Origin of the sequence: Amycolatopsis iheyensis (assembly GCF_024703995.1) — a bacterium.
GTDB classification, from domain to species: domain Bacteria; phylum Actinomycetota; class Actinomycetes; order Mycobacteriales; family Pseudonocardiaceae; genus Amycolatopsis; species Amycolatopsis iheyensis.
The window spans coordinates 537,939-559,077 of record NZ_JAMXQV010000001.1 but is presented as its reverse complement, the minus strand read 5'-3'; the positions used below and the strand labels follow the sequence as shown (position 1 = coordinate 559,077).

Sequence of the window (21,139 nt, the reverse complement as noted above, 5' to 3'; positions counted from 1 at the left end):
GACCGGCACCGCACTGCGCCATCGGAAGGAAACTTTCCGAATTGGACTGGCCAGCCCGATCACCTCGCTCCTACCGTGGCGGTTCACGGAAAGGAGCACGACATGACCGAGGTGTGGACGACTCCCGACTTCGTCGAATACGAAACTCCCATGGAGGTGACCGCCTACGCGGCTCGCCTGGCGGACTGACCGATGCCCGTCGAGCCGCTCGCGGAAAGCGCATTCATCGGGGCCCTGCGCGGTCTTTCGGACCGGTACTGGGGCACGCACCCGTTCCACCGCCGGCTGCACGCGGGCGAGCTCGACGAGCACGAGCTGCGGGTCTGGGCGGCCAACCGCTGGTACTACCAGAGCCGGCTGCCGCAGAAGGACGCCGCGATCATCAGCAACTGCCCGCTGCCGGAGATCCGCCGCCAGTGGCTGGACCGGATCGTCTACCACGACGGCGCGCACGCCGGCACCGGCGGGATCGAGCGGTGGCTGCGGCTCTGCGAAGCCGTCGGCCTGGCGCGGGACGAGGTCCTGGCCGAGCGGCACGTCGCACCCGGCGTCCGGTTCGCCGTCGACGCGTATGTGAGCTTCGCGCGCACGAAACCGTGGTGGGAGGCGGTCGCGTCCGGGCTCACCGAGATGTTCGCCGGGCACCTGATGCAGCAGCGCGTCGCGGACATGCTCGCCCACTACTCGTGGATCGCCCGCGAAGACCTCGCCTACTTCACCAACCGGATCGACAAGGTTTCCGGCGAAGGCAAGGACACCTTGGACATCGTCGTCCGCCACTGCGTCACGCGCGAACAGCAGGACCGCGCGATCGCCGCGCTGTCGTTCAAGTGCGACGTGCTGTGGTCGATGCTCGACGCGATCGAGCGCGGATGATCGCCGTCGGCTCGGTGCCCCGGCTGCGGCGCGGCGTCCGGCTGAGCTTCGACCACGTCCGGGAAACGCACGTGCTGCTGTTCCCCGAGGGAGTCCTGGTGCCGAACACGACGGCGGCCGCGGTGCTCGAGCTCTGCGACGGCGCGCGGACCGTCACCGACATCACCGAGATCCTGGGAAAGCGCTTCACCGGCGTCCGCGAGCAGGACGTCCTCGACGTGCTGGCCCGGCTGGGCGAGCGGCAGGTGGTCGCGTGGACGTGACCCCGCCGCTCGGGCTGCTGGCCGAGCTGACCCACCGGTGCCCGCTGCACTGTCCTTATTGCTCGAACCCGCTCGAGCTCGTCTCGCGGGCCGCGGAGTTGTCCACTTCGGACTGGATCTCCGTGTTGTCGCAAGCGCGTGAGCTGGGTGTGCTGCAGGTGCACATGTCCGGTGGCGAGCCGTTGGCGCGGCCGGACCTGCCTTCGTTGGTCGAGCACGCGAGCTCGCTCGGTTGCTACGTCAACCTCGTCACCTCCGGGCTCGGGCTGACCGAAGCACGGCTCGACGACCTGGTTTCCCGCGGTCTCGCGCACGTCCAGCTGTCGGCGCAGGGCGCGACGCGGGAGCGTGCCGACCTGCTGGCCGGCGCGAAGGCGTTCGACCGGAAGCTGGCCGCGGCCGCGCTGGTCAAGGAATCGGGGCTGCCGCTGTCGCTGAACGTCGTGCTGCACCGGCGCAACCACGACCAGCTCGCCGCGATCATCGAGCTGGCCGAGCGGATGGGCGCGGACCGCCTGGAGCTGGCGAACACCCAGTACTACGGCTGGGCGTTGCGCAACCGCGAGGCGCTGATGCCGACGCCCGCCCAGCTCGCCGCCGCCGAGCCGGTGGTGCGCGCGGCCGTCTCGCGGTTGCGGGGCACGATGGAGATCGTCTACGTCGTCGCCGACTACCACGAGCCGTACCCGAAGCCGTGCATGTACGGGTGGGGCGCGCGGCAGCTGACCGTGGCGCCGGACGGGACCGTGCTGCCGTGCCCGGCGGCGTCGGCGATTTCGACGCTCTCGCTGTCCAACGTCCGCGACACCCCGCTCGCCGAGATCTGGTACTCCTCGTCGTCGTTCAACGCCTACCGCGGCGAGGACTGGATGGCCGAGCCGTGCCGGACGTGCGACCGCCGCGGCGTCGACTTCGGTGGCTGCCGCTGCCAGGCGTTCCTGCTCACCGGCGACGCCGCGGCGACCGACCCGGTGTGCTCCCGGTCGCCGCAGCGGTCGGTCGTCGACCTGGTTCTGGCGCGGCCGCCCGAGTCCGAGCTGGTGATGCGCCGGTGAAGGTGATCCTGCTCGGCACCGCGGCGGGCGGCGGGTGTCCACAGTGGAACTGTGCGTGCCGCCTGTGCACGGCCGGGCTCCCGCCGCGCACGCAGGACTGCGTCGCGGTCAGCGCGGACGGCGCCGGCTGGTACCTGCTCAACTGCTCACCGGACATCCGGGCGCAGATCCTCTCGACGCCGGCGTTGCGCGCGGGGCCGGGGCCGCGCGAGATCCCGGTGCGCGGGGTGCTGCTCACCGACGCCGAGCTCGACCACTCGATGGGCCTGCTGATGCTCCGCGAGGCCGGCAGGCTGCCGGTGTTCGCGCCGGACGCGGTGTCCGACGCGTTGTCGCCCTTCCGCGCGATCGTCGACGGCTACGGCGGCTGGACGGCTCTCACGGACTTTCCCGGGCTGGCGGTCTCTTCGCTGCCGGTGAGCGACAAGCGGCCGAAGTACGTTTCGGCCACCGGGCCCGGTCCGTGGGTGGTCGCCTACCGGATCACGGATCTCTCGACCGGCGGTTCGCTGGTGTACGCGCCGTGCCTCGCGAGCTGGCCGGCCGGGTTCGACGACTTCGTCGCGGGTGCTTCGCTCGTGTTGCTGGACGGAACGTTCTACGCGCCGGACGAGATGGCGGGCGTCGGCGGCCCGGACCAGCTCGCGATGGGGCACCTGCCGATCACCGCGAGCCTGTCCCGGCTCGCCGGCCGGCCCGGCCGCTGGGCGTTCACGCACCTGAACAACACGAACCCGGTGCTCGACCCGGCGTCGCCCGAGCACGCGGCCGTGCTTTCCGCCGGCGGGCTGCTCCCGGTGGACGGCACCACGTTCGAGTTCTAGGCGATCCCTTCCGGCGCGGCGCCGGCGACCTGGACGGCGTCGGCGGTGATCCGGTCGATTTCGGCCAGGTCATCGGATGTCAGCTCGACGTCCGCGGCCGCGAGACTCGCCTCGATGTGCCTCGGCTGCCGCGCGCCGACGATCGCGGCGTGCACTCCGGGCCGGGCGAGCGTCCAGGCGATCGCGAGCTGGCCGACCGCGAGCCCGCGCTGGGCGGCGAACGCTTTGAGCTCGTCGACGATCTTGAGGTTGCGGCGCAGGTTGTCGCCCTGGAAGGCGCTCGACTTGGAGCGCCAGTCGGTGGTCTCGAACGTCGTGTCCGGGGTGAGCGCGCCCGTGAGCAGGCCACTGCCGAGCGGACTGTATACAAAAACGCCGATGTCGTGGTTCTTTGCATACGGCAGTGGATCGGTCTCGATCCCGCGGCGGAACAGGTGGTAGGGCGGCTGCAGGGTCTCCGCCGCGCCGAAGTCCGCGAGCTGTTCCGCGTTGTAGTTCGAGACGCCGACGTGCCGGATCTTGCCGGCGTCGACGAACTCCCGCAGCAGCCCGGCGACGTCCGCGGCCGGGGTGTCCGGGTCGGGCCAGTGCACCTGGTAGAGGTCGATGTGGTCGACGTCGAGGTTGCGCAGGCTCTGGTCGAGCCCCTGGGTGAGCCAGGCGCGGCGCGAGTCGCGGGGCCGCTGCGCGCGCGGGTTGATGCCGCCCTTGGTGGCGAGAACGACGTCGCCCTGGTTCTTGAGAGCGCGCCCCAGCAGCACCTCGGCCCGGCCGCGGCCGTAGGCCTGGGCGGTGTCGAAGAAGTTCACGCCGAGGTCGCGCGCGTGGTGGACGGCCGCGATCGCGGTGTCCTCGTCGAACGCGCCCCAGTCGCCGCCGAGCTGCCAGGTGCCGAAGGCGATCTTCGACACTTCCAGGCCGCTGCGGCCCAAGATCGTCATACGCATACGTCCAGCACAGCACAGACATCGGACGACCGGGGCGATCTTCCCGTCCAACGAGACCCCCAAATAACTCTTTGACGGTCGTGGCAGACTGGCCGCATGCCCCACGATCACCTGCGCGTTCTGGCGCACCCGCTCCGCATGCGAATGCTGTCGCTGTTGACGGGCACGGCGATGAGCGCGGCCGAGGCCGCGCGCGAGCTGGGCGAAACGCAGGCGAACATCAGCTACCACCTGCGGCGCCTGCACGAAGCGGGCCTGGTGGAGGTGGCGGAGGAAGTCCACATCCGCGGTGGCCGCGCAAAGCGCTACCGCCACGACCCGGACTCGGGCCGCCGCGTGACGAGCCGCGACCCGGTCGAGAAGCAGCTGCTGACGAAGGCCATCGCGGGCGAGCTGCTGCGCCGGGCGTCGCAGCGCGCACCGGACCGGCCGGCCTCGCTGACGGACGCCGAGCTCTGGGTGGACCCGGAGGTGTGGGCCCGGCTGCTGAAGCAGGCATCGGCACTGAGCCAGGAGCTGCACGACGCGGCGCGGGCACCGCGAACACCGGGGACGGTGCGGGTCAGCGCGAGCATGGCGCTGTTCGAGCTGGCCGAATCCCCCTGAGCACTCTTCCCGTCCCCCCGAACCCGGAGCCGCCCATGGCCACCCCACTGCTCGTGCCGCTGCGAGAACCCCGCTTCCGCGCCCTGGTCACCGGGCGCACCTTCGCCGACTTCGCCAACGCCGTCGCGCCCTTCGCGCTGGCCTTCGCCGTCCTCGACCTCACCGGTTCCGCCGTGGACCTCGGGATCGTCGTCGGGGCGCGGTCGATCGCCAACGTGCTGCTCGTGCTCTTCGGCGGGATGCTGGCCGACCGGCTGCCCCGCTCGGTCATCCTGCAGGGCACCGAAACCGCAGCCGCCCTCACGCAGGCCGCGATCGCCGTCAGTGTCCTCGGTGGCTTCGCTTCCGTTCCGCTGCTGGTCGGGCTCAGCCTGGTCAACGGCGCCGTCTCGGCGATCTCGCTGCCCGCGGCCGCGTCGCTCACACCGTTGACCGTGCCCGCGCGGCTGCTCACGCCGGCGAACGCGCTGGTCCGGCTGCTGTCCAACACCGGCCGCATCGCCGGCGCCGGGCTTGCCGGCGTCCTCGTCGCCTTCGCCGGGTCGGGCTGGGCACTCGCCGGCAACGCCGTACTCTTCCTCGCCGCCGCCGTGTCCTACCACCGCATCCGCCTGCCGCGCGGCGAGCGGATCCCGGGCCGCCGCCCGCTCGGCGAGCTCGCCGAAGGCTGGCGGGAGTTCAGCTCCCGGCCTTGGGTGTGGCTCGTGGTGCTGCAGTTCATGGTCGTGAACGCTGTGACCGCCGGCGCGCTGAGGGTGCTCGGCCCGCTCGTCGCCGACGACACCTTCGGCCGCACCGGCTGGGGCCTCGCCCTCGCCGGGCAGACAGCCGGCTCCCTGCTCGGCGGCGTCATCGCCGCACACTGGCAACCCCGGCGGATGCTGCTGATCGGCGTCGCGCTCGTGACGGTCGACGCGCTGCCGATGCTGGTCCTCGGCGAAACGCCCTACCTGCTGCCGCTGCTGTTCGCGATGTTCCTCACCGGTATCGCGATCGAGCAGTTCGCGGTCGCGTGGGACGTCTCGCTGCAGGAGCACATCCCGCCGGAGAAGCTCGCCCGCGTCTACTCCTACGACATGCTCGGCTCGTTCGTCGCGATGCCGCTCGGCCAGATCGCCGCGGGCCCGCTGGCCGAGCACGCCGGCCGCGAGGCGACGCTGCTCGGCGGCGCGGCCCTGGTCATCGGCGCGACCGTGCTCGTCGCGAGCCACCCGCAGGTGCGGCGCCTGGTGCGCCGCGAACCCGTCAGCCCGGGCGCACCAGGATGAGGTTCAGCAGGCTCGCGCTGAACACGACCGCGTCCTCGGCGCCGACGAACTCGACGCGCGTGCGCACCAGCCCCCGGTCGGGCTTCGACCGCGATAGCCGCGCCTCGGTGACGGTGGCGCGCAACCGCAGCACGTCACCCGGCCGCACGGGCCGCGGCCAGCGCAGCTCGTCGACACCCGGACTGCCCAAACTGGACACAGTGGACAGGTAGTTGTCGGCGTAGAGCCTCATCATCAGGCTCGCGGTGTGCCAGCCGCTGGCGATCAGCCCACCGAACGGGCCGTCCGCCGCCGCGACCGGGTCGGTGTGGAAGACCTGCGGGTCGTAGCGCCGGCCGAACTCCAGGATGTCGGCCTCGGTGACCTCGACGGTCCCGCAGTCGTGGGTCGCGTCCGGGACGTAGTCCTCGAAGTACTTCGTCATGGCCGCAGCGTGCCACCCGCGCGCTACCGGCCGACGCGGGGCTCCGGGGTCAGGTCGCGGCTGCCGTCGAGGCGCCACCAGCTCTCGAGCGTCTCGCGCAGTGCCTTGAGCAGCTCGCCGCCCATCTCCAACGGGACCATGACCGCTTTGCCGTCGTCCACCCGGAGCGCCGCCGTGAGCCGGTCACCCCGCTCGACCAGGCCCACCACCACGCGGGTCGGCTCGCCGGTCACGTCGACGGTCGGAATGGCGCGCTCGTACCGCCAGCCTTCAGCGTTCACCCGGCCGAGGTTGGCACAGCTTTCCCCGCCGCGGCCGGGGTTTCACCCTCACGTGTGGTCAGGCGGGCGCCCAGGGCCGGACTTCCTCCAGCAGCTTCGCCACCGCCAGCACGAGGTCGTCCGAGTGCCGCGGCCCGACGATCTGCAGGCCCACCGGCAGCCCGGTCGACGTCGTCCCGGCCGGCACGCTGATCGCCGGCTGCTGGGTCATGTTGAACGGGTAGGTGAACGGCGTCCACTCCGGCCACTCGCTCAGCCCGCTGCCGGGCGGGACGTCGTGCCCGGCCTCGAACGCGGGGATCGGGATGGTCGGCGTGATCAGCACGTCGTAGCGCGTGTGGAAGTCGCCCATCAGGATGCCCAGCGCAGCGCGCTCGGCGGTCGCGTCGAGGTAGTCGCTCGCCGACCACTTCCGGCCGAGCTCCCAGACCTTCCGCAGGCCCGGGTCGGTGTGCTCTTCGGACCCGGGCGGGAACGAGCCGAGCAGCTTCGCCGCGCCTGAGGACCAGAGGATGTCGAACGCCGGCTTCGGGTCGGCGAAGCCGGGGTCGGTCTCCTCGATGCGCAGTCCGGCGTCGCCGAGCGCACGCACCGCCGCCGCGACGACCTCGGCCACCTCCGGGTCGACGTCGACGTAGCCGAGCGTCGGCGAGAACGCGGCGATCAGCCCGCGCACGTCGCGGCGGACCGCCTCCCGGAACGAGCCGACCGGCGGCGCCAGCGCGGCCGGGTCCCGGTGGTCCGGGATCGACAGCACGTCCAGCAGCAGCGCGGTGTCGTCCACCGACCGCGCCATCGGGCCGGCGTGCGACAGCGGCCCGAACGGGCTCGCCGGGAAGAGCGGGATCCGGCCGTGCGTCGGCTTGAGCCCGACGATCCCGCAGAACGACGCCGGGATCCGCACCGAGCCACCGCCGTCGGTCCCGACGGACAGCTCCCCCATCCCCGCCGCGACGGCCGCGGCGCTGCCGCCGCTCGAACCTCCCGCGGTCTTCGACGGGTCGACGGGGTTGCGCGTGATGCCGCACAGCGGGCTGTCGGTGACGCCCTTCCAGGCGATCTCGGGCGTGGTCGTCTTGCCCAGCACCACCAGGCCGGCTTCGCGCATCCGCGCGGCGACCGGGCTGTCGACGTCCCACGGCTGGTCCGGGCTGATGCTCTTCGAGCCCCGGACGGTCGGCCACCCCTGCGTCAGGAACATGTCCTTGATCGACGACGGCACGCCGTCGAGCCAGCCGATCGGGTTGCCGTCCCGCCAGCGCACCTCGGACGCCTTGGCCTGCTCCAGCGCACGGTCGGCGTCGACGAGGCAGTACGCGTTGCACTCGCCGTCGCGGTCTTCGATGGCCTGCAGCGCGTTCTGCGTCGCCTCGATCGGTGAAAGCTCACCGGTCGCGTAGGCGGCGACGAGCTCGCTGGCGGTCAGCATCCTGTCGTTCATCCGGCTCCCTGGTTCCCCGACGGCACGTAGCCGAGCGACTTGTCGACGACATTGCGCAGCGGCTCCCCAGCCTGCCAGCGGCGGAAGTTTTCGGTGAACACCTCGACCAGTGTGTTCCGCCAGCCGAGGAAGTCCCCGGACATGTGCGGCGAGAGCAGCACGTCCGGCATGGTCCACAGCGGGTGGTCCGACGGCAGCGGCTCGGTGTCGAACACGTCGAGCGCGGCGCCGGCGATGGCCCGGTTCTCGAGCGCCGCGACCAGGTCGGACGTCACGACCAGCTCACCCCGGCCCACGTTCACGAACCGCGCCGACGGCTTCATCGCGGCGAACGCGCGCGCGTCGAACATGCCCTTGGTGTGCTCGGTCAGCGGCGCGACGGCGACGACGTAGTCGGCGTCCGGCAGGAACTCGGACAGGCGCGCGGACTCGTGCACGACACCGAAGTCCGGGTCGCCGGTGCGCGCCCGGCGCCCGGCGCCACTCACCCGCAGCCCGGCGGCGCGCAACAGCCGCGCGATGGCCCGCCCGATCGGCCCGGTGCCGACGACCACCACCTCGCGCCCGGCGACCCGCTCGGTTTCGCGGTGCAGCCAGCGGCCTTCGCGCTGCAGGTCGTGCGACCGCGCGAAGTCCTTCGCGAAGGCGAGGACGACACCAAGCACGTACTCCGCGATGGCGCCGTCGAAGACCCCGCGCGAGTTGGTCAGGACCACTTCGCTCTCGATCAGCCCGGGGAACAGCACCGGGTCGACGCCCGCACTCGCGATGTGCAGCCAGCGCAGGCGATCGGCGGCGTGCCAGGCGCCCGGCACGGCCGTGGAGAGGAAGTCGTAGACGAAGAGCGCGTCGGCTCCGGACAGCGCTTCGGGCAGTCCCGCCGCGTCCGTGTAACGCACGACCGCCCCGGATTCGACAGCACGCATGTCCGGTGGGCGGTGCTCGCCACAGAGCACCGCCAGGACCGGGGCTTCCTGGATTTCCGCGGCGACCACGTTGACACGGTAAAAGTCACTCGTATGATTGTCAACAATCCGAGGAACGACCCCCGGAGCACCGGACGTGTCATCAAGTACAGACGTATTCCGGAGGCTGAGCCTTGGATTTCGACTTCCTGGCGTTCGACGGCCCGCTGGCGCAACGCGGCATCGGGGTGATCGCGCCGTTCGACCTCGCCCTGGAGCGCGAGCTCTGGCGCTGGGTGCCGATGGAGGTGTCCCTCCACCTCGCCCGGACGCCGTACGAGCCGGTGCCGGTCAGCATGGAGATGGCGCGCCTGGTCAGCGACAGCCACCACCTGGCCAGCGCGACCCGCGACGTGCTGCACGTCGAACCCGAGGTCGTCGCCTACCTCTGCACGTCGGGCAGCTTCGTCAACGGCGTCGACTACGAGCGCTCGCTGACCAAGGCGATCTGCGACGCCGGCGCGCCGGACGCCGTCACCACCTCGGGCGCGCTGGCCGAGGTGCTGCACCAGCTCGACCTGCACCGCGTCTCGGTGCTGACGCCCTACGACGGCGACCTCACCCAGGCACTGCACGACTTCCTCGCCGAGCTGAACGTCCGGACCGTCGCCAGCGATCACCTCGGGCTGGGCGGCGGGATCTGGAAGGTCAGCTACCGGACCATCGCCGAGCGCATCCTCGCCGCCGACCACGGTGAGGCCGAAGCGATCTTCGTCAGCTGCACCAACCTCCCCACCTACGACCTGATCGAGCCCCTGGAAGCCGCGCTCGGCAAGCCGGTGCTCACCGCCAACCAGCTGACCATGTGGGCGTGCCTGCGCCGCATGAACCTGCCCATCGTCGGACCCGGAAGGTGGCTTCGTGACGTGTCGTGAAGGTAGTCCTTGACCATCCCTCTAGGATTGTCGACAATTTGCGTCTCTCCGGAGGTTCCGTGACCACGATCGGCTTCATCTACCCCGACCACGCGGCCGAAGACGACTACCCGCTGGCCGAGCAGCTACTCGGCGGCGCGGCCGTCGACGAGGGCGACATCCGGCTGGCGGTCGAGCACATCTACGGCACCGACAAGCACGCGGTCGCCGAACTGCTCGACCTCGGCAGCGAAACCCGCCTCGCCGACGGCGCCACCCTGCTGGGCAAGCACGAGCCGGACGCGGTGGTCTGGGCGTGCACCAGCGGCAGCTTCGTCTACGGCTGGGAGGGCGCCCGCGAGCAAGCCGACCGCCTCGCCGCCGTCGCCGGGGTGCCGGCCTCCAGCACCTCCTTCGCGTTCGTGCACGCCGCGCACGCCTTGGGTGTCAAGCGGGTCGCCGTGGCCGCCAGCTACCCGGACGACATCGCCCGGCTCTTCGTCGACTTCCTCAAGGCCGGTGGCATCGAGGTGGTCGCGATGGCCAGCGCCGACATCATCACGGCCGCCGAGGTGGGCGCGATGTCGTCGGAAGCCGTCGTCGAGCTCGCCGTGCGCCACGATCACCCGGACGCCGACGCGGTGCTGGTGCCGGACACCGCGATGCGGACGCTCCAGGAGATCAACATCGTCGAAGCCGCGCTGCGGAAGCCCGTGCTGACCGCGAACCAGGTGACCGTCTGGGAGGGCCTGCGCCTGACCGGGCAGCACCGGCTCGTCCGCTCGCTCGGCGCGTTGTTCCGGCAGCTGCCGGACGGGAGCGCCTGAGATGGCGATGCCCCCGGGCATGCTGCCCGAGATCGAACCCGTCAGCCGCGAGTCGACGGCCGCGGTCATCGCGCGCCAGCTTCGGGACGCGATCATGACCGGCGCCCTCCCGCCCGGGACCCAGCTCGGCGAAACCGAGCTGGCGTCCCGGTTCCAGGTGTCACGGGGGCCGCTCCGGGAAGCGATGCAGCATCTCGTCTCCGAAGGGCTCCTCCGGAGCGAGCGGCACCGCGGGCTCTTCGTCATCGACCTCGAGCCCGGGGACGTCTACGACATCTACGCCGCCCGCTGGGCCATCGAGCGGGCCGCCATGCTGCGGGCCCTCCGTGGCGGGGACCGGGACCGGATCGCCGACGTCCTCGAGCGGACCGTCGCCGAGATGGCGACCGCCGCCAGCGAGGACGACCCCACCGCGCTCTCCACCGCCGACCTCAGGTTCCACGAGGCCCTCATCGACGCTTCCGGCAGCAAGCGGCTCGTCCGGATGGCCCGGACCCTCCTCATCGAGACCCGGATGTGCCTCACCGCGCTTCAGAGCACTTACCAACGGGTCGAGGAGCGCGTCGACGAGCACACAAAGCTCATCCAAGCGCTTCGCGACGGCGACGAGGAGACCGCGCTCGTCCTCCTCGAGGCCCACATGGAGGACGCTGTCCAGCGGCTCGCGCCGGGGACGAGCCTCACCGGAGGTCACGCTCCGCCAGTGCCGGGCAACGCGTGAGCGGAGTTCCGGCAGCCGTTTCTTGAGGCCCGACACGCGTTCCCGGAGCTCCGACACGCGTGACGGCCCGATCCGCACCCGGATCCGCCGGAACCGTTCGCGCACCTCTTCGGACGGCTCGGGTATCCGCAAGGACGACACGCGAGCGTGCACGGCAGGCACCGGGATCGGGAAGCAGTTCGCCGGCCTGGTGCACCCACAGCTAATCGCCATGGCGCACCCCCAGCACCGGCTGGCCGCCACGGTGGTCGGCGGACCACGGGAAGCGACCCTGCGCGTCCGCGTGGACCAGTTGCAGCGCAGAGATTTCCTCGCCGTACAACGCCGCCGCGAACAGCAGATGCGCCGACGGCTCCGCGAGCGGGACGGCCTCGATCAGCGGGCCGCCCCGCAACGGGATGCGTTCGCCGGGCGTGGGTGGTGACTCCTGCAACGAGTGCGCAGCCAGGTTGTTGAGCAGCTTCGCCGCCACGAGCACGGGTAAGCCCGTGACGACCAGCTCCGGCTTGCCGTACTCGCTCAGGCCGATCGTGTAGGCCCACGGCGGGTCCACCCCCTCGCCGTCGACGCCCTGCACGAGCCAGCCACGCTCGGCCACGCCTTCGCGCAGCCGGGCCAGGTACCCGGGTCTGTCCGGGTTTTCGCACTGCCGGCACATCGGTGCCTCCTCCCCCTCGGTGGGTTCGTGAGCCACCGTGCCGGAGGGCACCGACAAAAACTCAGCCCAGCGTTTCGGCCACCGCCGTCCCGAGCCGTTCTGTGCTATCCGTGCCGCCGAGGTCCGGGGTGCGCACGCGGCCGTCGTCGAGCACGCGGTCCACCGCGGTGCGGATCGCTTGCGCCGCAACGGTTTCGCCGAGGTGTTCGACGAGCATCGCGGCCGCCAGGATCTGCGCCACGGGGTTGGCGATCCCCTGCCCGGCGATGTCCGGGGCGCTCCCGTGGACCGCCTCGAACATCGACGGATGTTCACCCGATGGGTTGATGTTGCCGGACGGCGCCATACCGAGCCCGCCGGTGATCGCGGCCGCCAGGTCGCTCAGGATGTCGCCGAAGAGGTTCGACCCGACGATGACGTCGAGCCGGTCCGGCGCCTGAACCATCCGCGCGGCCAACGCATCCACGTGCATCTGTTCACTGTGGACATCCGGGTACCCGGCCGCGACCTCGGCGAAGATCTCGTCCCAGAACGGCATCGAGTGGATGAGCCCGTTGGACTTCGTCGCCGAGCAGACGCGCGAAGACCGCGTCCGCGCCAGTTCGAACGCGTACCGGATGATCCGTTCGACGCCGACGCGCGTGAAAACCGACTCCTGCAGCACGAACTCGTCCGGCCGGCCGGCGTTGTGCCGCCCGCCGATCGCGGAGTACTCCCCTTCGGAGTTCTCCCGGACGATGACCAGCTCCAGCTCCTCGGCCTTGCGCCCGGCCAGCACGGACGTCGTGCCCGGCAGCAGCCGCACCGGGCGCAGGTTGACGTACTGCTGGAACGCGCGCCGCAGCGGGATCAGCAGGCCCCACAGCGAAACGTGGTCCGGGACGCCCGGGAAGCCGACCGCGCCGAGCAGGATCCCGTCGAACGCCGAGAGCTGCTCGACGCCGTCGTCCGGCATCATCGAGCCGAGCTGCGCGTAGCGCTCGCAGCTCCAGTCGAACTCCGTCCACTCCAGCGAGAAGCCGAAGCGCGCGGCCGCGCGGTCGAGGACCTTGTGGGCCTCGACCGTGACGTCCACGCCGATCCCGTCGCCCGGGATGCTCGCGATGCGGTAGGCCGTCACAGGGCCACCGCGATGTACTTGGTCTCCAGGAACTCTTCGATGCCGACCGTGCCGCCTTCGCGGCCGAGGCCGGACGCCTTGATCCCGCCGAACGGCGCCGCCGGGTTCGACACGATGCCCTGGTTGAGCCCGATCATCCCCGCCTCCAAGGCTTCGGAGACCCGCAGCGCGCGCTTGAGATCACTGGTGAAGACGTAGGAAACGAGGCCGAACTCGGTGTCGTTGGCCTTCGCGACCGCCTCTTCCTCGGTGTCGAACGGCGTGATCGGGGCGACCGGCCCGAAGATCTCTTCGTGCGTCAGCCGCGCCTCCTGCGGGACGTCGGTGAGCACGGTGGCCTGGTAGAAGTGGCCCGGCCCGTCGACGCCCGCGCCGCCGGTGAGCACGCGCGCACCGCGGTCGGTGGCGTCCTTGACCAGTTCGGTGACCTTGTCGACGGCCTTGTCGTCGATCAGCGGGCCGACCACGACGTCCTTCTCGGTGCCGCGGCCCATCGGCAGCGCCTGCATGCGCTCGGTCAGCCGCCGCGAGAACTCCTCGACGACGCCGCGCTGCACGTAGAACCGGTTGGCCGCGGTGCACGCCTCGCCGATGTTGCGCATCTTCGCCTGCATCGCGCCGTCGATCGCCGCGTCCATGTCGGCGTCGTCGAAGACCAGGAAGGGCGCGTTGCCGCCCAGTTCCATCGACGTCCGGAGGATCTTGTCGGCGCACTGTTCCAGCAGCTTCCGGCCGACGCCGGTGGAGCCGGTGAAGGAGAGCTTGCGGGCGCGGCCGTCGCGGATCAGCGGCTCCATCACGCCGCCGGAGTCGCTGGTCGTGATGACGTTGAGCACGCCTTCGGGCAGTCCCGCCTCGGCCAGGATGCCGGCCAGCGCGAGCATCGACAGCGGCGTCTGCGCGGCCGGCTTGATCACCGACGTGCAGCCCGCGGCGATCGCCGGCCCGATCTTGCGGGTGCCCATCGCCATCGGGAAGTTCCACGGCGTGATCAGCAGCGTCGGGCCGACCGGCTGCTTCGTGATGAGGAACCGGCCCACGCCGTTCGGAGCGGTCGCGAAGCCGCCGTCGATGCGGACGGCCTCCTCGGCGAACCAGCGGAAGAACTCCGCGGCGTAGGCGATCTCACCCTTCGACTCGGCGAGCGGCTTGCCCATCTCGAGGGTCATGAGCAGGCCGAGCTCTTCCTGGCGCTGCATCAGCAGCTCGTAGGCCCGGCGCAGGATCTCGCCACGCTCGCGGGGCGCCATCTTCGCGAAGTCCGCCTGCGCGGCGACGGCGGCGTCCAGCGCGGCGACGCCGTCCGCCGGGGAGGCGTCGGCGACCTGGCACAGCTCCTTGCCGGTGGCCGGGTCGACCACCGGGAACGTCTTCCCGGACCGGGCGGCGACCCACTTGCCGCCGATGAACAGTTCCTTGCCGACCGCGTCGACGACGCCGGACTCGGTGCTCGCGCTCATCCCGACTGCTCCTCACGTGTTGTCCCGAGGGCCATGCTATGGATATTGTCAACAATCGACAACCCGCTCAACCGACCTAGGAGCACGCTGCCATGGCCCAGCTATCTCCGCTGCTCAAGCAGGCAACGCCCGTCGTGGTCGACCACGGTGAAGGGGTTTACCTCTACGACGTCGACGGCAAACGCCACCTCGACTTCACCGCCGGCATCGGCGTCACGAGCACCGGGCACTGTCATCCCCACGTCGTGGCGGCCGCGCAGGAGCAGATCGGCAAGCTCGTCCACGGGCAGTACACGACGGTGATGCACCAGCCCCTGCTCGAGCTCACCAAGCGCCTCGGCGACGTCCTGCCGAGCGGCTTGGACTCGCTCTTCTACTCGAACTCCGGCAGTGAAGCCGTCGAAGCGGCGTTGCGGCTTTCGCGGCAGGCGACGAAGCGCCCGAACGTCATCGTCATGCAGGGCGGCTTCCACGGCCGGACGGTCGCGGCGGCGTCCATGACGACGTCCGGGACGCGGTTCAGCGCCGGCATCGGCCCGCTGATGGCGGGGGTGCACGTCGCGCCGTTCCCGTACGCCTACCACTACGGCTGGGACGAGCAGACCGCGACGAAGTTCGCGCTGCGCGAGCTCGACTACCTGTTCCAGACGGTCAGCGCGCCGAACGAGACCGCCGCGATCTTCGTCGAGCCGGTGCTCGGCGAGGGCGGCTACGTCCCGGCGAACACCGAGTTCATGGCCGGCCTGCGCGAGCGCGCCGACCGGCATGGCATCCTGCTCGTCCTCGACGAGATCCAGACCGGCTTCGGCCGCACCGGGAAGTTCTGGGGCCACGACCACTTCGACGTCCGCCCCGACATCGTTCTCATCGCGAAGGGCCTGGCGAGTGGCTTCCCGCTGTCCGGCATCGCCGCTTCGCAGGAGCTGATGGCGAAGGCGCTCCCGGGTTCGCAGGGCGGCACGTACGGCGGCAACGCCGTCTCGTGCGCCGCGGCGATCGCGACGCTCGAGGTCATCCAGCGGGAGAACCTCGTCGAGAACGCCGCCGAGCGCGGCCGGCAGCTGCTCGAAGGCGCGCGGGTGATCGCGGACAAGACGCCGGCGATCGGCGAGGTGCGCGGGCTCGGCCTGCTGGTCGGCTCGGAGTTCACCACCGCCGACGGCGAGCCGGACGCGGCCACCGCGGCCGCCGCGCAGCAGACGGCGTCGAAGAACGGGCTGCTGCTGCTCACCTGCGGGCCGTACATGAACGTGGTCCGGATGGTGCCGCCGCTGATCGTCAACGCCGAGCAGGTCGACGACGCGCTGCGCACCTGGGGAGACGTCGTCGCCTCGGTCACGGGGAGCTGAGCATGGCCCGGTACATCACGATCACCCTCGACAAGCGCGGGGTGTCCTGCCGCGCCCGGCTGCTCGACGACGAGGCGCCGCGCACCTGCAAGGCGGTGTGGGACGCGTTGCCGCAGAGCGGTTCGGCCTACCACGCGAAGTACGCGCGCAACGAGGTCTACACGCTCGTGCCGCCCTTCGCGGAGCCGAAGCCCGGGCGGGAGAACCCGACGATCACGCCGATCCCCGGCGACGTCGTGTACTTCGGCTTCGAAGCCTGGGAGATCGGCAACCCCGCGTACGGCTACGAGGACGACAGCGAGGCGCACGGCGACCAGGGCGCGACCGACCTCGCCATCTTCTACGGGCGCAACAACCTGCTGATCAACGGCGACGCGGGCTGGGTGCCCGGCAACGTGTTCGCCACGATCGAGGAGGGCCTGGCCGAGATGGCGGCCGCCGCGCAGGACCTCTGGCTGCGGGGTGTCGAGGGCGAGACGCTCTCCTTCGCCCGAGCCTGAATCCCTTGTCCGGCAACGGGACGCCGGGTGCGATCACGCACCCGGCGTCCCGTTTTTCGTGTCCCGAGCCACTCGAAAGAGTGATCGTCGGGAGTTCACCTTTCGTAGCCGGTGATCACCGGATCGAGCTACGCGATTACCCGGGATGCCGGATCAAGGTCGAAATCACCCACAGTGACTTTTTCCCTTCTCGCTACCCAGAGTGGCTGACCGTCGAAACGGGCACCCCGGCGTCGAACACGAAGGGATTACGTGTTTAGCATGGGAAGATTCCGCGGTGCCCGATTCGCCGGGAAATGGCTCTTTGACAGGCCGCCAGCACGGTGAAAACCTGATCCCGCTCCCCACCCGGGAGCATCTCCAGGGAATCACGAAGTAATCATCAAGGAGCCCTTCCATGCAGATGTTCGCTCAGCACGCCCACTACTGCCACGACATCATCTCCGGCGCGCTGGCGCACCTGGCGCACGTTCTCGGCTGGCTCGTCTGATCCAGCGCGGAACTACGGGCCCGGCCGCGGGAAACCGCGGCCGGGCCGTTTTCACGCCAGCTCGGACAACCGCGTGAAATCGTCTTCGGAAAGCGCGACTTCGGACGCCGCGCAGTTTTCTTCGAGGTGTGCGAGCGAAGACGTGCCGGGAATGGGAACCACCACCGGCGACCGGCGCAGCAACCACGCGAGGGACACCTGAGCGGGTGTCGCGCCGAGACCGGCCGCGACCTTGCCGAGCACTCCACCGGCCGTCGCGTGGTCACCCCGCGCGATCGGCAGCCACGGGACGAACGCGATCCCCTCGCGCTCGCAGTGATCCAGGACGTCGTCCGACGCGCGGTCGGTCAGGTTGTAGCGGTTCTGCACGCTCGCGATGGGCGCGATCGCCCGCGCTTCGGCCAGCTGCGCGACGCTGACCTCGGACAACCCGATCCGCGCGACCTTGCCCTCGTCCCGCAGCCGGGCGAGCGCGCCGATCTGGTCGGCGAGCGGCACCAGCGGGTCGAGCCGGTGCAGCTGCAGCAGGTCGAGGCGGTCGACGCGCAGCCGTCGCAGCGAAAGCTCTACCTGCTGCCGCAGGTATTCGGGACGGCCGAGCGGCACCCACTCGCCACGGCTCGGACGCGCGTGGCCGCACTTCGTCGCGATGAACAGCCCGTCGTACGGGTGCAGCGCGTCGGCGAGCAGTTCCTCGTTCAACCCCAGGTCGTAGGCGTCGGCGGTGTCGAAGAAGGTCACCCCGAGCTCGGCCGCGCGCCGGGCGACCGCGGCGGCGCCGGGGCGCACGTGGTCCCATTCGGTGAGCCGCATGGCGCCGAATCCCAGCCGCCGCACGGAAACGCCGTCTTCGAACGTGTACGTCGATGTCATGGCGACAGCTTCACCCCGGCCGGCATCACCCACCAGAGATTTAGCCTGAGCTAAATCCTGCTGTGTAATCGCCTGATCACAGGTTTCACCCGGATTTCATCGCCCCTCCCTAACGTCCTCGACGCAGTGATCAACTGACGGAGGGGACTGCGCAATGAAGAACCTGAAACGGCTTTCGCTGATCGGCGCGGCGGTGGCCGCGCTCGTCACGGGGTTCGCCGGGGCGCCGGCCGCGCACGCCGAGGGCGCGCACTACTACATCCTGATCGGCGGCACCTGCAACGGGAACGCCGACCAGTACCAGGAAGCGTGGCTGCGGGGCGGGATCCGCAAGGTGGTGAACTACCCGGCCGGCGCGTCCGGGCTGCCGGGACCGTGCGGGCAGACGCCGATGGACCAGAGCGTCGCGATCGGCCGGGAGGAGGCCAAGCGCGTCGTCCAGGAGTCGTTCGACGCGGACCCCGGCGGCGAATTCTTGTCTGCGCCTGGAACTGGCTGGCGCTCGGGGTGTCATCCTGACTGCTCCTGCTGGTCAGCGGCTCGGCGGAGGGCTTGTGCCGAGGTCGTTGGCGGGTTGCTCGTTTAGCCCTGGGATGTCGCGCGCGATGTTCGGGGCAAGTCGATGCCCTGGTCCCAGGGACGTGCATTGATCGTCTAGGCGCCCGAGGCCTGCTGTGGCAGTTGATGTTTCGGGCCCAGTCCCGTCTTGGTCAGTGTAACCTGCACGCATGGCGGACAGCTATGACTTCCAGCCCTCTATTCAGCTGGTCGAACAGGCCATACGCGCGTGGATCGTGGATTCGGAGACGTCCCGGCTCAAGCAGCTCCTGCGAGTTGACACAGCCGAGGTCAGCGTGCCGGACGAGCTGTTTGCACAGTACGCCAGAGATGCGCCGGACGATCGCGTCTTGAGCGAGATCTTGCGTAGTGCGACTGCCAAGGCGCGAGCCGACTGGCATGCGGCGGCACCGACATTCTGCGACGAGATGGTGGCACAGCCCGACTATGACGTGCCCTTTATGTGGCTGGCGAAATTCTTGAAGCAGAGTGGTGATACCGAGCTTGCGGTCGCACTGCTCAGGTATGCGGCGACGAGATGTCGCCGTAAGTCCATCCTGCTGTCGCGTGCGGGCGAGTATCTGCTTTTTGCGGGCAGGACACGGGAATCCGTGCATGCTTACGCGCAGTCGATCGCGGGGATGGTGGCGCCGCCTCAGCCTGGTCAGTTCGAGCAGCAGCGGTCGTTCTTGTGCATGGCTGAGTTGCTCGAGGTGTTTGAGGACGTCCGGGGGTGGCGCTGGATACGACGCCAAATCCAGGAAACCGTCCTCGGCGAGGAATTCGCGCGCACCTTTCGCGACGCCGCCTTCCAGACATCGACGTCGGAACGGGAGCAGCTTCTCCGCGAAGTTCCGTTGATCAGCCGTCGACTTAGGCAGTTGTTTCCACGTGAGCCACTGGCCGTTGTCCCGGAAATTCGCCAGCCAGCTTCGTGGCTCCGTGACCGCCGTGAGCAGCGCACACGGCAACTGATGGTCCGAAGCTGGGCGGGGCGGATCGCGGCGAAGCGTGACGCCAACCCGCCGCTGCCGACAGGATTGGAGTCCGCGGCCCAACGCGTCGCCGAGTTGGCGGTCGCCGATCACCGCGCCCACCTCGCCTTGACAGATAAGCAGCGGAAACAGTGGCACGATCGGCAATATCTCGATCACCTCGCAGGCAGTGGGGAGCAACCGGAGAAGCATCTGCGGGCAGTGGTCGAACTTCGCGCGATAGGACATCAATTGGACAAGGGCGGTGGCATCAATTTGATGATCGCGGTCGCCGAGCGCGCCGAGGTCCTGGCCGGCGCAAACATTCTCCGAGACATCGAAATCTGTTGGGACGGAATCGGCGACTGGATGGGCTGACGTCCTCGCGACATCGTCGGTTCGACGCATGGCAGGGTGCGGGTGGTCGTCTGCCGATCGGAATGAAGAGCCTGCGGCGGCGGTCGGCCGAACTGGGTGGATGGCGAACGCGGCCGCCGATGCGCCCACGATTCCTCGGCGCGTAATCCCATGCGATTCAGCGCACGGGACGAATAGCGCGAATCGTGGAACTCGCTGACGAGTGGCGTGATAGTTTTCTTTGGTGGTTCCTCGTACCTCGATACTGAAGCCTATTCGCAGTTCGATAAGTCGAACGTTCGAGGTCGTCATTTCGGAACCTTCCGACGGTCAGCGGCTCGCGTCAGAGCTGGGATGCCGAGGCTGACGGCGGGTCGTCGGAGCTGGCGTTGGGTGTCGTCGCGCTTGGCTCGTAGGAAGGTGAGGCAGCCGTGCCCTGCCCGTTACCGGCTTGGGTTCCAACGGGCTCAAGTGGGCCAGCGCGCGACGGCGTTGCGGCGAGGACGGCACCGGATTGACCACCGGTCCGCGACCGTGATGGCCGTGGTATTCGTAGAACCCGCTCACCGAGGACAAGGCGTGGTTGATCGTCGTGCGGGCATAGCCCGGCCGCCAGCGTCGGCTTGCCGGTCCTCGGATTGATCCCGCCAGGCCCGCTGGTACCTGGTGCGCTCCGTCGGCGCTGCGGGTTCGGCGCGGTACGCAGCCAGCCGACCAGCACGGCAACCTCTGCCTCGGTCGCCTTCTCCCAGGTCACGCCGAGCAGCCACAGCATGCGGAACCACCGCAGCAGGCCGAACGCGTAGCTGCGGCCGCTCAATGGGCTGGCGTCGCCCAGAGCCAGGTCGCGCAGGTACTCCGTGACGTCGACGATCTCGACGCCCGCCGAGTCCAGGACGACGAACGGTGGGTGGATTCGCTCCACTTTGGTTACTGATCCGACTAGGGGCACGGACGCACGGCCTTCCATGAGCTGACGACGAAGGTCCACTGGCTTCTCCTTGATCACGACGTGAAGCGCCATGATCAACCAGTGGGAGATGGTGCAGATAACTGAGCACCATCGTCGGGTACTCGCAGGGCGCGATCGTCGCGAACTTCGTGCTGAACGACGTCGCGGACGTCGTGAACGTCGACCGCAGCCACTTCAACGCCAAGCTGTACGCCGACCCGATGCAGCCGGTCGGCCCGCCCGGACGCGGGATCAGCGCGGTCGTCCCGCAGGGCGCGGGCGCGCCGTCGCCGTTCGGCGGGTACGTCTCGTTCGGGCCCGGCCGGACGGACTTCGGTGGCATCCCGTACATCCGCTACTGCATCCAGACCGACGGCGTGTGCTACGTCGAACGCCCGATCATGGCCGACACCCGTCGCCGACGGGGTCTACACGAACTCGTCGATCGAGCTGCCGCGCCAGGACTGCCGTCCGCCGTGGCCGATCGGCTGAGCTC

24 protein-coding genes and 1 pseudogene are annotated in these 21,139 nt (G+C 69.9%); 15 read left to right on the top strand and 10 right to left on the bottom strand.

All coding sequences use genetic code 11. From position 1 onward, the window contains the following. The first annotated feature begins 75 nt into the window (after nucleotides 1-75). The 5 genes from pqqA to pqqB are packed head-to-tail and all read left to right on the top strand — an operon-like array spanning nucleotide 76 to nucleotide 3,018. Nucleotides 76-189, top strand: a complete 114-nt coding sequence (pqqA, locus tag M8542_RS02760) for a pyrroloquinoline quinone precursor peptide PqqA (protein ID WP_372508461.1) — start codon at nucleotides 76-78, stop codon at nucleotides 187-189. A gap of 3 nt (nucleotides 190-192) precedes the next feature. Then, nucleotides 193-876 carry a pyrroloquinoline-quinone synthase PqqC gene (pqqC, locus tag M8542_RS02755; RefSeq protein WP_257918355.1) on the top strand — a complete coding sequence of 228 codons (684 nt, stop codon included), beginning with the start codon at nucleotides 193-195 and terminating at the stop codon, nucleotides 874-876. Continuing rightward, on the top strand, nucleotides 873-1,139 hold the full coding sequence (gene pqqD, locus M8542_RS02750; protein WP_257918354.1) for a pyrroloquinoline quinone biosynthesis peptide chaperone PqqD: 267 nt from the start codon (nucleotides 873-875) through the stop codon (nucleotides 1,137-1,139). The genes pqqC and pqqD overlap by 4 nt, the downstream gene beginning before the upstream one ends. Beyond that, on the top strand, nucleotides 1,130-2,194 hold the full coding sequence (gene pqqE, locus M8542_RS02745) for a pyrroloquinoline quinone biosynthesis protein PqqE (RefSeq protein WP_257918353.1): 1,065 nt from the start codon (nucleotides 1,130-1,132) through the stop codon (nucleotides 2,192-2,194). The genes pqqD and pqqE overlap by 10 nt, the downstream gene beginning before the upstream one ends. After that, nucleotides 2,191-3,018, top strand: a complete 828-nt coding sequence (pqqB, locus tag M8542_RS02740; protein WP_257918352.1) for a pyrroloquinoline quinone biosynthesis protein PqqB — start codon at nucleotides 2,191-2,193, stop codon at nucleotides 3,016-3,018. Before pqqE ends, pqqB begins: the two co-directional genes overlap by 4 nt. On the opposite strand, the gene M8542_RS02735 is transcribed toward pqqB, so the two are convergent. Further along, nucleotides 3,015-3,959 carry an aldo/keto reductase gene (locus M8542_RS02735; protein ID WP_257918351.1) on the bottom strand — a complete coding sequence of 315 codons (945 nt, stop codon included), beginning with the start codon at nucleotides 3,957-3,959 and terminating at the stop codon, nucleotides 3,015-3,017. The genes pqqB and M8542_RS02735 overlap by 4 nt on opposite strands. 102 nt (nucleotides 3,960-4,061) lie before the next feature. Between M8542_RS02735 and M8542_RS02730 the strand changes: the two genes are divergently transcribed. After that, nucleotides 4,062-4,571 (top strand): ArsR/SmtB family transcription factor, encoded by a 510-nt coding sequence (locus M8542_RS02730; protein ID WP_257918350.1) that lies wholly within the window; start codon nucleotides 4,062-4,064, stop codon nucleotides 4,569-4,571. Between the two features lie 35 nt (nucleotides 4,572-4,606). Further along, on the top strand, nucleotides 4,607-5,839 hold the full coding sequence (locus tag M8542_RS02725; RefSeq protein WP_257918349.1) for an MFS transporter: 1,233 nt from the start codon (nucleotides 4,607-4,609) through the stop codon (nucleotides 5,837-5,839). Here the strand turns inward: M8542_RS02725 and M8542_RS02720 are convergent. From M8542_RS02720 to M8542_RS02705, 4 genes are read right to left on the bottom strand one after another with little or no spacing between them, the layout of a single operon-like run. Then, nucleotides 5,817-6,263: a MaoC family dehydratase gene (locus tag M8542_RS02720; RefSeq protein ID WP_257918348.1), complete on the bottom strand. Its 447-nt coding sequence runs from the start codon at nucleotides 6,261-6,263 to the stop codon at nucleotides 5,817-5,819. The genes M8542_RS02725 and M8542_RS02720 overlap by 23 nt on opposite strands. Nucleotides 6,264-6,286: 23 nt before the next feature. Further along, nucleotides 6,287-6,544 (bottom strand): hypothetical protein, encoded by a 258-nt coding sequence (locus tag M8542_RS02715; protein ID WP_257918347.1) that lies wholly within the window; start codon nucleotides 6,542-6,544, stop codon nucleotides 6,287-6,289. A gap of 58 nt (nucleotides 6,545-6,602) precedes the next feature. Continuing rightward, on the bottom strand, nucleotides 6,603-7,985 hold the full coding sequence (locus M8542_RS02710) for an amidase (RefSeq protein ID WP_257918346.1): 1,383 nt from the start codon (nucleotides 7,983-7,985) through the stop codon (nucleotides 6,603-6,605). After that, entirely contained in the window at nucleotides 7,982-8,911 is a 930-nt protein-coding gene (locus M8542_RS02705) for a D-2-hydroxyacid dehydrogenase (protein ID WP_276585891.1), read from the bottom strand. Before M8542_RS02705 ends, M8542_RS02710 begins: the two co-directional genes overlap by 4 nt. A 173-nt stretch (nucleotides 8,912-9,084) precedes the next feature. Here M8542_RS02705 and M8542_RS02700 point away from each other — a divergent pair, with 173 nt between their 5' ends. Genes M8542_RS02700 through M8542_RS02690 form a run of 3 tightly spaced genes read left to right on the top strand, consistent with a single transcriptional unit; the run spans nucleotide 9,085 to nucleotide 11,352 of the window. After that, nucleotides 9,085-9,825 carry a maleate cis-trans isomerase family protein gene (locus M8542_RS02700; RefSeq protein WP_257918344.1) on the top strand — a complete coding sequence of 247 codons (741 nt, stop codon included), beginning with the start codon at nucleotides 9,085-9,087 and terminating at the stop codon, nucleotides 9,823-9,825. 59 nt (nucleotides 9,826-9,884) lie between these two features. Continuing rightward, nucleotides 9,885-10,631 carry a maleate cis-trans isomerase family protein gene (locus tag M8542_RS02695; protein WP_257918343.1) on the top strand — a complete coding sequence of 249 codons (747 nt, stop codon included), beginning with the start codon at nucleotides 9,885-9,887 and terminating at the stop codon, nucleotides 10,629-10,631. A gap of 1 nt (nucleotide 10,632) precedes the next feature. After that, complete coding sequence (locus M8542_RS02690; protein WP_257918342.1) at nucleotides 10,633-11,352, top strand: GntR family transcriptional regulator; 720 nt, start codon at nucleotides 10,633-10,635, stop codon at nucleotides 11,350-11,352. A gap of 202 nt (nucleotides 11,353-11,554) precedes the next feature. Here M8542_RS02690 and M8542_RS02685 read toward each other — a convergent pair whose 3' ends face one another. From M8542_RS02685 to M8542_RS02675, 3 genes are all read right to left on the bottom strand, one after another. Next, nucleotides 11,555-12,010 (bottom strand): DUF4262 domain-containing protein, encoded by a 456-nt coding sequence (locus M8542_RS02685; protein ID WP_257918341.1) that lies wholly within the window; start codon nucleotides 12,008-12,010, stop codon nucleotides 11,555-11,557. Nucleotides 12,011-12,071: 61 nt separating this feature from the next. Continuing rightward, nucleotides 12,072-13,130: a tartrate dehydrogenase gene (locus tag M8542_RS02680; protein WP_257918340.1), complete on the bottom strand. Its 1,059-nt coding sequence runs from the start codon at nucleotides 13,128-13,130 to the stop codon at nucleotides 12,072-12,074. Continuing rightward, nucleotides 13,127-14,590: an NAD-dependent succinate-semialdehyde dehydrogenase gene (locus M8542_RS02675; RefSeq protein WP_257918339.1), complete on the bottom strand. Its 1,464-nt coding sequence runs from the start codon at nucleotides 14,588-14,590 to the stop codon at nucleotides 13,127-13,129. The genes M8542_RS02680 and M8542_RS02675 overlap by 4 nt, the downstream gene beginning before the upstream one ends. Nucleotides 14,591-14,682: 92 nt before the next feature. On the opposite strand from M8542_RS02675, the gene M8542_RS02670 reads away from it, so the two are divergent. Together M8542_RS02670 and M8542_RS02665 are read left to right on the top strand one after the other, a co-directional pair. Beyond that, nucleotides 14,683-15,939 carry an aspartate aminotransferase family protein gene (locus M8542_RS02670; protein WP_257918338.1) on the top strand — a complete coding sequence of 419 codons (1,257 nt, stop codon included), beginning with the start codon at nucleotides 14,683-14,685 and terminating at the stop codon, nucleotides 15,937-15,939. 2 nt (nucleotides 15,940-15,941) lie between these two features. After that, complete coding sequence (locus tag M8542_RS02665; RefSeq protein ID WP_257918337.1) at nucleotides 15,942-16,439, top strand: DUF3830 family protein; 498 nt, start codon at nucleotides 15,942-15,944, stop codon at nucleotides 16,437-16,439. Nucleotides 16,440-16,980: 541 nt separating this feature from the next. Here the strand turns inward: M8542_RS02665 and M8542_RS02660 are convergent. Further along, nucleotides 16,981-17,802, bottom strand: coding sequence for an aldo/keto reductase (locus tag M8542_RS02660; RefSeq protein WP_257918336.1), 822 nt, complete (start codon nucleotides 17,800-17,802; stop codon nucleotides 16,981-16,983). A gap of 154 nt (nucleotides 17,803-17,956) precedes the next feature. Between M8542_RS02660 and M8542_RS02655 the strand changes: the two genes are divergently transcribed. Both M8542_RS02655 and M8542_RS02650 read left to right on the top strand, forming a co-directional pair. Further along, nucleotides 17,957-18,388, top strand: a complete 432-nt coding sequence (locus M8542_RS02655) for a hypothetical protein (RefSeq protein WP_257918335.1) — start codon at nucleotides 17,957-17,959, stop codon at nucleotides 18,386-18,388. Between the two features lie 142 nt (nucleotides 18,389-18,530). Further along, nucleotides 18,531-19,712, top strand: coding sequence for a hypothetical protein (locus M8542_RS02650; RefSeq protein WP_257918334.1), 1,182 nt, complete (start codon nucleotides 18,531-18,533; stop codon nucleotides 19,710-19,712). A gap of 322 nt (nucleotides 19,713-20,034) precedes the next feature. On the opposite strand, the gene M8542_RS02645 is transcribed toward M8542_RS02650, so the two are convergent. After that, nucleotides 20,035-20,721, bottom strand: coding sequence for a hypothetical protein (locus M8542_RS02645; RefSeq protein WP_257918333.1), 687 nt, complete (start codon nucleotides 20,719-20,721; stop codon nucleotides 20,035-20,037). Between the two features lie 29 nt (nucleotides 20,722-20,750). On the opposite strand from M8542_RS02645, the pseudogene M8542_RS02640 reads away from it, so the two are divergent. Next, nucleotides 20,751-21,135 (top strand): annotated as a pseudogene (locus M8542_RS02640) (alpha/beta hydrolase family protein); the annotation flags it as partial. Between the last annotated feature and the right edge of the window lie 4 nt (nucleotides 21,136-21,139).